This is a genomic window from Streptomyces sp. GQ60, from assembly GCF_059758875.1.
The window spans coordinates 1-354 of record NZ_JCAXEG010000069.1 but is presented as its reverse complement, the minus strand read 5'-3'; the positions used below and the strand labels follow the sequence as shown (position 1 = coordinate 354).

1 protein-coding gene is annotated in these 354 nt (G+C 74.0%); it reads left to right on the top strand.

Translation table 11 applies throughout. From position 1 onward, the window contains the following. Positions 1-354 (top strand): DEAD/DEAH box helicase (locus AC6CKD_RS38000; protein WP_498333999.1); only part of this gene is annotated, 354 nt, incomplete at both ends.

The following is a 354-nucleotide window of genomic DNA, read 5'->3' as shown; positions in this document are numbered from 1 at the left end:
CCCGCGCTGCCCGCCGTCGAGGCCTTCGCCGACCTCGACATGCCGGCGCAACTGCTCGCCACGCTCACCCGTGAGGGCATGGAGACGCCGTTCCCGATCCAGGCCGCCACGCTGCCGAACACCCTCGCGGGCCGTGACGTCCTCGGCCGCGGCCGTACCGGCTCCGGAAAGACCCTCGCCTTCGGCCTCGCCCTGCTCGCCCGTACGGCCGGTCAGAGCGCCGAGTCGGGGCAGCCGCTCGCACTGATCCTCGTACCCACCCGTGAGCTCGCCCAGCAAGTCACGGCCGCGCTCACCCCCTACGCCCGGGCGGTCAAGCTCCGCCTGGCCACCGTCGTCGGCGGCATGCCCATC